Genomic DNA, 11,593 nt, shown 5'->3' on the forward strand with positions numbered 1-11,593 from the left:
AGCAGGATGAAAGCATGACGCGTCATCAACAAGTACTCAATAAATTGTGCGAATTATTCTCATCGCTTTTACGTATTTCCGTAGAAGAGATTGACGTGCATGCTCAATTAGTCGAAATGGGTGCGGACTCGCTCGTTCTTGTTTCTGGCGTAAGCGTGATCGAAGATCATTTCGGCGTCAAAATTGAAATACGACAATTTTTCGAAGAAATCACCAGTCTGGATGCCATTGCAACCTATCTTGAATCCAGATCGAACGCATTATTGGATGGCTCCGTAAACCACTCGGAAACACAAACCACCACACCAATACCCGCACCGGTAGTTTTAACTAATACAGCCACACTTTCGGCTCCAGCCAACTCTATACCACCGACCGCACCGATACAGCTGCCGGTCATACCGACCGGTATATCGTCTGATCCGGAACAAATGGATGCCATCGGTCAACTCATCTTTGCTCAGACTCAACTCATGGCCCAGCAACTGGCTATGCTCAGTGGTGCTCAGGTCACTCAACACATACCGGTTCAACCATCCCCGCCGGTCGAGAGTAATATTTCGCCCTCCCCGCGTCAAAGCCCGATCGCACCAAAACCACCCGAACAAGAGGACCGCTCCTCTCCATTACGCGCATTAAATGCCCCCATCAATCCCAATGCAAATAGTGGCCTATCTGAACAGCAAAGCAAGCATCTAGCGAATTTAATCGAGAGATTTCAAGCACGTACTGCCAAATCCAAAGAGTTGGCACAAGCGTGTCGTCCAACTTTGGCCGACAGCCGGGCCAGCATAGGATTCCGCTTTTCGACAAAAGAAATTCTGTATCCCATTACCGGTGTGGAATCAACCGGCTCGCGTCTTCGTGACATCGATGGTAATGAATACGTTGACCTGACGATGGGCTTTGGTGTTTTATTGTTCGGCAGTCGCCCCGAACATATGAAAGGCGTTCTGGAAGCTGAAATCAACCAGGGGTTTCAGCTTGGCCCCCGTTCCGAACATATGCTTGAAATCTCGAAACTATTCACCGAGATGACGGGCCACGAACGTGTTGCCTTTACCAATTCCGGTACCGAGGCCATCATGATTGCCCTTCGATTGGCTCGCGCCGCCACAGGCCGAGACAAAATCGTCATTTTTGATCGTGCCTACAATGGCCATTCCGATGGCACGTTGGCGAAAACAACGCGCGGAGCCCAGGGCGAGCTGATATCCGAACCAATTGCACCCGGCGTACCTGCCAATGTCGCCAAAGATGTCATCGTTCTGGATTATGGCGATCCGGAAGCACTCAACACAATTCGCAATCATGCTCATGAACTTGCAGCTGTTCTGGTTGAACCAGTTCAAAGCCGAAGACTGGATTTGCAACCCGTTGAATTTTTACGTGAATTGCGCAAAATCACAGAGCAAACAGATGTCGCACTGATTTTCGATGAAATGGTGAGTGGTTTCCGTGCCCATCCTGCGGGCGTTCAGGGATTATGGGACATTAAAGCCGACATTGCCACCTACGGAAAAATCGTCGGCGGCGGCACACCTGTTGGTGCAGTGGCCGGCAGCGCCAGGTATCTCGACGGAATTGATGGAGGAATGTGGCAATACGGTGATGCCTCGTATCCTTCCGCTAAACGCACGTATTTTGGCGGAACTTTTTGCCAGCATCCATTCTCGATGGCGGCCTGCCTTGCAACCTTGCGCCACATGAAAGCACAAGGACCAGCTCTTCAAGCAAATCTGAATGCAAGAACTGCGGCATTCGCCAAAAGAATGAATGACTACTTCGAAGAAGAAGGCCTCAGCATTCGAGTCGTTTATTTCGCTTCCACATTTGGCTTCAAATTTTCCGGAAATATTGAACTCTTTTTCTATCACCTTCTGTTGAAGGGTGTCTATATTTGGGAATGGCGCGCATGCTTCCTTTCCACGGCACATACGGACGCAGATATCGACTTCGTTGTCCAGGCAATCAAAGAAACCATTGAAGAAATGAGGGAAGGCGGTTTCTTGCCTGCGCGCGGCAATAAATCTACTCATCCAAGTCACGTAAGCAATAACAATACAACCACAACGGTCAGTCCGGCTGGTTCCAACAAAAGCGTCGCAGTTGCTGCCAAGTCGGCAATGACTTCCTTACCCGCGCGTGTATTTTCAAACAAGCCGGTTGCACTCCAATTCGGCATTTATTTTTTCGGCAATTACGATGCTGCTTTTTCGCAAGACAAGTATGACTTGCTCATGCAGGGCAGCTTGTATGCAGATAAAAATGGCTTTAACGCAATCTGGTTGCCGGAACGTCACTTTGATAAGTTTGGCGGTTTTTCACCAAATCCTGCAGTCCTTGCTGCCGCGCTCGCTCGCGAAACCGAAAATATCCAGTTGAGGGCAGGAAGTGTAGTGATGCCGTTACATCATCCACTTCGCGTCGCTGAGGAATGGTCTGTCGTGGATAATTTATCAAACGGTCGGGCCGGCGTGAGCTTTGCTGCCGGTTGGCACCCGAATGATTTTGCGCTTGCGCCGGATAACTTCAATAACAATCGCGAAATCACGTTTGACGGCATTGATAAAGTCAAGCGACTTTGGCGCGGAGAAAGCGTTGCATTCAGAGCCGGCAATAATAAACAGATACCGCTCAATATTTTCCCTCGTCCAAAACAGAATCATTTGCCGGCCTGGCTAACGGTTGTTGCAAATCCCGACACCTATCGCAAAGCGGGTGAAATGGGATTGGGCATTTTGACGAATCTTCTTGGTCAATCACTCGAAGAGTTGGAACAAAACATTGCGATCTATCGCCAGGCGCTGAAAGATCACGGTCACTCGCCTGATGTCGCCAGCGTTGCCATCTTGTTGCACACATACATTTGTGAAGACAATGAAACGGCGGTTGAGCAAGCTAGAAAACCTATGAGTGCCTACTTGCTTTCAAGTCTATCCTTGTTTCAGAAAATGGCAGAGAGCATGCCGCCTCATTTGCGTGATATCGATCGGGCGAGTGAAGAAGATAAAGCATTTATTATCGGCAAGGCGTATGAAAGATACATTGCCACGCGCGCACTGATCGGTTCGCCGGACCATTGCCGTCCAATTGTCGAACGCTTGATTGCAATGGGTGTCACTGAAATTTCCTGTTTCGTCGATTTTGGCATTGACGCTCATCTGGTTATTCAAAATCTTCCTCAAATCAAGGCATTCAAGGACTCGTTTCTGACAAAACAAGTCAGTTCAGATTCTTTCCCTCTTAGTGAAGCTCAGCAACAACTTTGGTTGATCGCAAAATTGCATGCCGATGGAAATCGCGCATATAACGATCCTGGCTGTATTGTGATCGAAGGGGACCTGAATCAATCCCTGCTTAAAGCCGCTGTGCAGCAAGTCATTGATCGTCATGAGTCGTTGCGAACCCGCATCGCAGATGATGGGCAGTCTCAAACCGTCATGCCCGCGTTCGAAATAGGGCTTGAATGCATCGATTTGACTCGTGAAGACAATCCTGAAGATGCCGCCCAGCAGTGGATGGTCAAGCAGTCGTCTATCACCCGCGACTTGGCGTTTGATGCATTATTTGAACCAACACTTCTCAAAATCGCCCCTCAACGACACATCCTCTTCGTTTACGGCCACCATATCATTAGTGACGGCCCGTCCATGGGAACAGTCATTCAGGAAATTTGTAGGCTATACGAGGCAGCGAAAACCGGCCGTCAGGATAAATTACCGCCGGTGGTTCAATATAGAGACTTCATCAGATGGCATGCGCAACATAAGAACTCGCCATCAATGCTTGCTCATGAAGCCTACTGGCTCAAGCAATTCGAAACGTCTATTCCCGCGCTAGAGTTGCCCACTGACCGGACAAGGCCGGAAATCAAAACATATCGAGGAAACCGCATTAGAAAGGTCATGCCGCAAAATCTTGCGCAAAGACTAAGGAACACTGCAAAAGAGCAAGGGTCAACGATGTTCATGCTGCTCTTTGCGGCATATTCTGCTTTACTGCACAGAATAAGCGGACAAGAACGCCTAGTAATCGGCGCACCCTACTCTGGCCGTGGAATTGATGGTGCTCAGGGACTTGTCGGTTATGGCATTCATCTATTGCCCGTCATCAGCACAATTCATGATGGTTCCTTTGCCGATCATCTTTCGCAAATTAAAAACACGTTATTAAATGCGTATTCGCATCAGGACTACCCTTTTTCACGATTGATCGACAAAATTGTTGTTCAGAGAGACCCTGGTAGATCACCGCTAGTGTCAACCATATTCAATCTGGAAAGGCTTCCGCAAGCTCAACCGGTCGCAGATTTGCTGGTCTCCCCTTATCAGCAACCTATTACGTATACGCGCGTTGAGCTGACTTTCACAGTCAATCTTCTTGGCAATGAAATCATTCTTGAGTGCGACTACAACACGGATCTATTCGATCAGGATCGCATGCATAAGGTGCTGGATAGCTATGAAAGTATTCTTGATGCGATCTGCACTGACATCCACGCCAATGTCATTCGACTTCCATTAGTCAATCAAGCTGAAAGTGAACGACAACTTAAGAATTGGAGCGCCGGGTCCGCTGCACTTTCACCCACATGCTTTCACAGTGCATTTGAAGACCAGGTACGACTTCAACCTGATCGGCCGGCACTGATCGAATACAACCAGAAGGGCAACACACTTACCTACGATCAACTGAATCGTCGCGCAAATCAACTGGCCAGAAGGCTTCGCGAAATGGGTATTCGGCCTGAAGACCGGGTCGGAGTCTGTTTGCCTCGCTCAAATGACATGGTCATTTCGATGCTGGCCATCCTAAAGGCTGGTGCTGCTTATGTGCCGATGGATCCATCCTACCCTTCGGCAAGGCTGGATTTTCTGGTGCGAGACGCACAAGTTTCGCTACTGATCGGCAACAAAGACTCTCTGAATCAAATCGGCACAACCGCCATTGCCACTTTTGACATTGAGAAAGAGCAGGCAAAAACCCTAGTCGAGGCCGAGGACAATCTTGATAACCTCGCAGTACCTGCAAACCTCGCTTACGTGATTTACACCTCGGGTTCGACTGGTACACCGAAGGGTGCCATGATTACCCACGAAGGCTTTATGAATTACCTCACTTGGGCTGTTCAAGAATACGAGGCCAAATCAGGTGATGGTTCACCCGTGCTTGGATCGATTGGGTTCGATGCCACAATCACTAGTATTTTCGTTCCTCTTCTAGCTGGCAATCAGGTCGTTCTTCTTCCTGAAGGCGCGGAACTCGAGGCGATTCAAGCGTTGACCAATTCACTCTATAAATATAGCTTCATCAAACTGACACCCGCTCATCTTGAAGCGCTCAACACATTAAGGGCCCAAAATCCCGAGGCTGATCCTGAACTGGCTAAATATCTCATTCTGGGTGGTGAAGCCCTATCCGGCGCATCTCTTGATCCATGGTTCGACCATACTCAAACGCTTGGCATTAATGAATATGGACCGACAGAAACCGTTGTGGGATGTTGCACTTTCACGGCCAGAGATCGTCTGACAGGTTCCGTTCCTATTGGCAAACCCATTCAAGGCACTCAACTTTATGTTCTTGATTCACATATGAATCAAGTTCCGCCGGGAGTCGATGGCGAACTATATATTGGCGGTGCGGGTGTCGCACGTGGTTACCTTGACCGTCCAGGCCAAACCGCAGCTGTTTTCGTACCCAATCCATTCGGCTCGCAAATGGGTACGCCGGGAGATCGGCTCTACAAAACCGGGGATCGCGTTCGTTATCTCGCTGATGGGTCACTCGTATTTCTGGGCAGGATGGATAACCAGATCAAACTCAATGGATTCCGAATCGAGCCCGGCGAGATTGAAGCGGCGATTGTCGATCAGCAAGATGTACGAGAAGCGGTCGTCATGTTGATTAAAGATGCCAACAATCAATCCAGATTAATTGCCTATCTCACGGCTGATGATCAGAAATCAATTGATATTTTGAACTTGAAAGAAGCATTACGCCGGGAACTTCCTGCACATATGATTCCATCCATGTTTACCGTTGTAGATGAAATGCCTTTGACCACACACGGCAAAGTGGATCGTAGTGCGCTGCCTGCTCCTGACTTCTCCACTTTTGAATCGAGTCAGCTCGATCATGCTCCATCTTCGGATATCGAGGAAAAGATCGCAGCCGCCTGGCGCAATACGCTATCGATGAACAAAGTCGGTATTCACCAGAACTTTTTTGATATTGGCGGCAATTCAATTCTTCTGCTTCAGGTATTCAAGCAACTTGAACCAATCCTGCCTGCCGGCTTCCTTGTGGTTGATCTCTTTCGTTTTCCCACAATTGCCAGCCTGGCCGAACGATTGGCGCACCCACCCGAAAAGCGAAATCAGGAATCGGCTGACATTGGCTCACGCGCAAGTCTGCAACGCGCCGCAGCCATGAATCAAGCCAATCGTCAGCGTGCATTAAAAACAGCGGCTAAACCACGTCGGAAAACCACATAGTCATTTTCAGGAAATCGAAATCGTGAATCAGGAACAAGATAATCAAGATCTCGTGGATTACATCGCGATTATCGGCATGTCGACCCGACTGCCTGGGGCGCCCAATTTGAAGGCCTATTGGGAATTGCTGCGTGATGGGCGAGAAGCCATCATCTCATCGACTAAGGAGGAGCTGGCTGCAAACGGCTATCCGGAAGACTTGATCAACAATCCAAACATGATTTCCGCCAGAGGCTTTCTTGCGGATGCGGATATGTTCGATGCTTCTTTTTTTGGCATATCGCCTCGCGAAGCTGAACTGGTGGATCCGCAGCATAGAGTCATGCTGGAATGCGCCTGGGAAGCCATGGAGCATGCCGGTTATGAACCGTCCTCCTATCCTGGTCGCGTCGCCATCCTGACCAGCGCCGGAATGAACACCTATCTGGCGTTCAACATCATGACTCACCCCGGCTTGATTGAAGAGATTGGTGGATTTCAACTGTCAATTTATAACGACAAGGATTTTGTTCCGACGCGTATCGCATACAGCATGAATACGCATGGTCCGGCCATTGATATAGGCACAGCATGTTCATCATCGCTTGTCGGGGTCCACATGGCATGCCAGCAACTGCTCACATATCAAGCAGACATGGTGCTAGTCGGCGGCGTGACCGTGCATTTTCCGCAACATAACGCCTACCTTCACGAAGGTGGGTCCGCATATTCACCGGATGGCCATTGCCGTCCCTTTGACGCCACGCCAAGCGGCCTGGTGGATGGCAATGGTGCGGCATGCGTCGTTTTGAAACGACTGAGCGAGGCGATTGAGGATGGCGACCATATTCACGCCATTATTCGCGGTTCAGCCATCAACAACGATGGATCCGACAAAATTGGATATTCAGCTCCATCGATTGAAGGTCAATCAGAGGTGATTCTTCAGGCGCAGGCTGCTGCAGGAGTGCAAGGTGCAGATATTACCTATATCGAAGCACATGGCACAGCCACGCCTCTCGGTGATCCGATTGAAGTTGCCGCATTGACACAAGCTTTTCGCGACTCGACTGATGCAAAGTCATATTGCGGAATTGGTTCGGTCAAGTCGAATATCGGACACGTGGACAAGGCAGCAGGGCTCGCGGGCCTGATTAAAACTGTCCTTTCTCTTGAAAACGAGCAATTAGCTCCTAATCTTCACTGGAAGGCGCCCAATCCCAAACTCGATCTACCAAATACCCCGTTCTATGTCGTCGATAAGCTTAAAGAATGGAAACGCGTCGAGAATAAACCCAGATTTGCCGGCATCAGCTCATTCGGAGTCGGTGGAACGAACTCTCACGCCATACTTGAAGAGGCTCCAATTCGTCCTGACGGCTCGCCATCCAGGCCGTCAAAATTAATCCTTTTATCTGCACGAACAGAAACCGCACTCGCGACATATGCTAAAAATCTTGAACAATATTTGTCTCAAGAACCAAGCATCGATTTGGCCGATGTCGCATACACATTACAGGTAGGTCGTAAGAAATTCGCCCATAGATTGGCCATTTCCTGCTCAACACCAGCTGAGGCCAGTGAAAAACTTCAATACGCAGCCTCCAGCTTTGTCGAACAAGACGCAACACATACGACCTTCATGTTCACCGGCCAGGGCAGTCAGTATGCCGGAATGGCAGAAGGTCTATATGCGAATGAACCCGCATTCAAAGAGACCGTTGATATCTGCGCTGATATCCTCAAGCCGATGATTGGACGCGATGTCCGTGAATTTATTCTGACCGACATCAAGACTAAAGATCAGTGCCAGGAAGATCTTCGCAATACTTGCTTTGCGCAGCCCGCTTTATTTGTCGTTGAATACGCCATCGCAAAGCTCTGGATAAGCTGGGGAGTAAAGCCCTCCGCAATGATCGGCCATAGTCTTGGCGAATATGTTGCTGCGTGCATTTCAGGTGTTATCGGCCTTGAAGATGCATTGAAAATAGTCAGCGCAAGAAGTCGCCTGATGCAGAGCATGCCGACCGGCTCAATGATGGCGGTTTCACTGCCAGAAACTGAAGTTCAACAGTTACTCAAAGCCGAGGGCATTGAACTTGATATCGCGGCAGTGAATGCAACTTCACTTTGCGTCGTATCCGGTGCGGATGACAAGATCAATGCATTGCGCGGCATTCTGGAAGGCCAATCCCGACAGTGCCGGTTGCTGCACACTTCGCATGCTTTCCATTCTTCCATGATGGAGCCGATGCTTTCCGACTTTGCTCAAGTCCTCGCCTCCGCTAAGCTCAATGCACCCGGCATTCCATATGTTTCGAACCTCACGGGAACTTGGATCACATCGCAGCAAGCCACAAGTCAACAATACTGGCTTGATCACCTTAGACACGCAGTGCGATTTGCAGATGGATTGAAAACCATCCTATCTAAAGACCCGCAATCAGTATTGCTTGAAGTCGGTCCGGGCAGAACGCTGACCTCACTTGCAAAAATGATTCAAGCCTCCCAAGATGGCGGGGCGACCTATATTTCCAGCCTCCCCCCGGCCGAAGCAACCACTTCCGCAGAGGCTTTCCTGACTCAAAGTCTGGGGCAGCTGTGGATGTCAGGCATATCAATTGACTGGGATGCTTATTATGCCGGGCAACGCAGATTGCGCCAGGCATTACCGACTTACCCATTTGAAAAATCTAAATTCTGGATCGAGCCACTCAGTCCGGGCAAGTCCATAAACCATGCCTTAGATCCATCAAGGCGGAAGAATCCTGAGGAATGGTTCTACACCCCGGCACTTGTGACCAGCCAGCTCACCCTTGCCCAAGAAGAAAGTCCCAAATCGATTGCAGTCATTTCCAATGAGCGTTTGCTTGCAACCGAATTGCAAAAATTATTAGCTGATCGAGGAAATTGTGTTTCGCTCATATCCCCTCAGTTGATCGGTGATGACACGTTTATAGAGTCATCAGATAAATTAATTTACATACCGGAACATACAGACGACGACCAGAGCATAGAATTACTGAACTTCATCCAGGCCATCAGGAAGGTTCGCTCAGACGATGAAATAGATTTAACCATCATTGTCAGCCATGCATTGGCCCACGGACCTGAATCGAAGATCAATCCGCACATGGCCGCCTTTTATGGTGCATTTAACGCAATACGCTTTGAATGCCCCGACCTGACGGTCAGAATGATTGACTGCGCCTTGCCGGATAACGCAAAGTCAACACAACGTTTGGCAAAAAAGGTTTGCAACGAATTGCGCAATCAGCTGTTGGAGCCTGTCGTTGTTTTGCGTGCCAATGGAAGATGGATTCCGGAATTGCAATCCATTCCGATGACCAAAAATAGCAAAACTCCTGGCTTGCTTCGCGAGCATGGCACATACGTAATCATTGGCGGAGTATCTGACATTGGCATACTGTTCGGCATACAACTGGCAAAAATTTGTCAGGCAAATATTATCCTGACAACAAGCGATTCCGGGTTTGAGCTGGATAAATCGACTTTCAAGGATCGTATCGATCAAATTAGTGCATCAGGCGGCAAAGTCGTCACTAGGATCACTTCGGACCTCACCCCTGATGGATTCAAAAAAATCATTGAAGAGGGAGTTGCGTTGTTTGGAAATGTCAATGGCGTGATCGATGCAACTGACATGCATGCAATTAAGCCTATTCAATCGATTCAAAACTTTGACTCAGACGCAGGAAAATCGTTTCTCAAAAGTACGGAATCGCATCTCAGCATGCTAAAAACCGCCATCGATGGACAAGATCTCGATTTTTGCTTGATCATGTCATCTTTGACTGCACAGATTGGTGGAGTCGGACAATTCATCTCATCATCTGCAGCGGCTTATGTGCAAGCATTCTCGCATCAGGCCAATCAAACATCCGAAACGCCCTGGATGGTTGCTCAATGGGATGCTTGGAAAGAAACCGACGAACCCGTTTCTGCTCGCACTCAGGACTACTCATTATCGCCAAGTGATGGCGCGCAAGCATTTTCGCTACTGACGCTTCAGATCATTGCACCTTGTGTTGTCATTGCAACTAATCCACCGCAGTTGCGGGTGGGAACGCAGCAACGAGCCACAGATGAAGCCATCGGGCAGTCAACAAAATCTGAGCGCAGGTATGACAGGCCTCATCTCGCAAATCCATATGTCGCTCCACGCAATGAGCATGAGCAGGCCATATCGGAGATTTGGCAAAGCACACTGGCAATTAATCAGATCGGGGTTGACGACAACTTCTTCGATCTGGGTGGGCATTCACTACTTGGAGCTCAACTCACTGCCGAAATTCAACAAAAATTTAAAACGCCTGTCGACATGAGCATGCTCTTTTCGCATCCGACTGTCGCGGCCCTTAGCAAGGCATTGCTTCAGAATCAAGTAAGCGACAGCGACGAAGATTTACTTGCGCAACAACTTGATCAGCTCGAACAAATGTCAGATGAAGAGGTACAGGCGCTTCTTGAGCGTAAAGACCTGCCTGCGGCCCTCGCCAAAGCGCTTGGTTTAGCGTAACTTAAATTAATTGAATTCATATTCTCTGGGAGTCAAGCATCATGTCTAACGAAAACACTGAGGTTCAGTACATCGTCGTGATCAATCACGAAGAGCAATACTCTATCTGGCCCGACTTCAAAGCGATACCGAATGGTTGGCGCGATGCAGGATTTAGAGGTCTTAAGCAGGCCTGTTTGGATCACATCAACACTGTATGGACTGATATGCGTCCATTGAGCTTAAGACAAAAAATGAACGCCTGATTGCCCGTATTTTTCAACTTAAATTAACAGGACTCGAAATGAACAGTACAAAACCATATGAAGCACTAGTTAGAAAATGCTGGGATGATCCGGAATTTAAAGCCCGCTTGCTGAAAGACCCCCAAGCCGTTTTGCTTGAAGCTGGCTTGCCTATCCCTGCCGGCATCAAATCAATTACAGCCATTGAAAATAGTCCTCAACAATTAACCATTGTCATCCCTCCAAATCCGGCCGATATGCCTGATGAAAAGGAATTGATCGCCGGCGGATTTTTCGTTTTCACACGAGGCGGCTTTTCTTGCGACTTTATTGTCCATAATCGTTAATTA

Annotated in this window: 4 protein-coding genes; all 4 read left to right on the forward strand. The window is 48.7% G+C overall.

Annotated features, from left to right (window positions below; genetic code table 11):
* The first annotated feature begins 14 nt into the window (after nt 1-14).
* Genes G3I67_RS08890 through G3I67_RS08905 form a run of 4 tightly spaced genes read left to right on the forward strand, consistent with a single transcriptional unit; the run spans nt 15 to nt 11,590 of the window.
* A complete protein-coding gene (locus G3I67_RS08890; protein WP_163654425.1) occupies nt 15-6,500 on the forward strand; it encodes a non-ribosomal peptide synthetase in 6,486 nt (2,161 codons plus the stop codon).
* A 22-nt stretch (nt 6,501-6,522) separates the two neighbouring features.
* Nucleotides 6,523-11,019: a type I polyketide synthase gene (locus G3I67_RS08895; RefSeq protein WP_163654427.1), complete on the forward strand. Its 4,497-nt coding sequence runs from the start codon at nt 6,523-6,525 to the stop codon at nt 11,017-11,019.
* Between the two features lie 41 nt (nt 11,020-11,060).
* Nucleotides 11,061-11,264 carry an MbtH family protein gene (locus tag G3I67_RS08900; protein WP_163654429.1) on the forward strand — a complete coding sequence of 68 codons (204 nt, stop codon included), beginning with the start codon at nt 11,061-11,063 and terminating at the stop codon, nt 11,262-11,264.
* A gap of 38 nt (nt 11,265-11,302) precedes the next feature.
* Complete coding sequence (locus G3I67_RS08905; protein ID WP_163654431.1) at nt 11,303-11,590, forward strand: NHLP leader peptide family RiPP precursor; 288 nt, start codon at nt 11,303-11,305, stop codon at nt 11,588-11,590.
* The last annotated feature ends 3 nt before the right edge of the window (nt 11,591-11,593 follow it).

This window comes from Sheuella amnicola (genome assembly GCF_010499255.1).
Classification (GTDB): domain Bacteria; phylum Pseudomonadota; class Gammaproteobacteria; order Burkholderiales; family Burkholderiaceae_B; genus Zwartia; species Zwartia amnicola.

What these genes read in the sequence shown, in the direction of transcription:
- G3I67_RS08890 (WP_163654425.1), top strand. Translation starts at nt 15, where the DNA reads ATGACGCGTCATCAACAAGTACTCAATAAATTGTGCGAATTATTCTCA.
- G3I67_RS08900 (WP_163654429.1), top strand. Translation starts at nt 11,061, where the DNA reads ATGTCTAACGAAAACACTGAGGTTCAGTACATCGTCGTGATCAATCAC.
- G3I67_RS08905 (WP_163654431.1), top strand. Translation starts at nt 11,303, where the DNA reads ATGAACAGTACAAAACCATATGAAGCACTAGTTAGAAAATGCTGGGAT.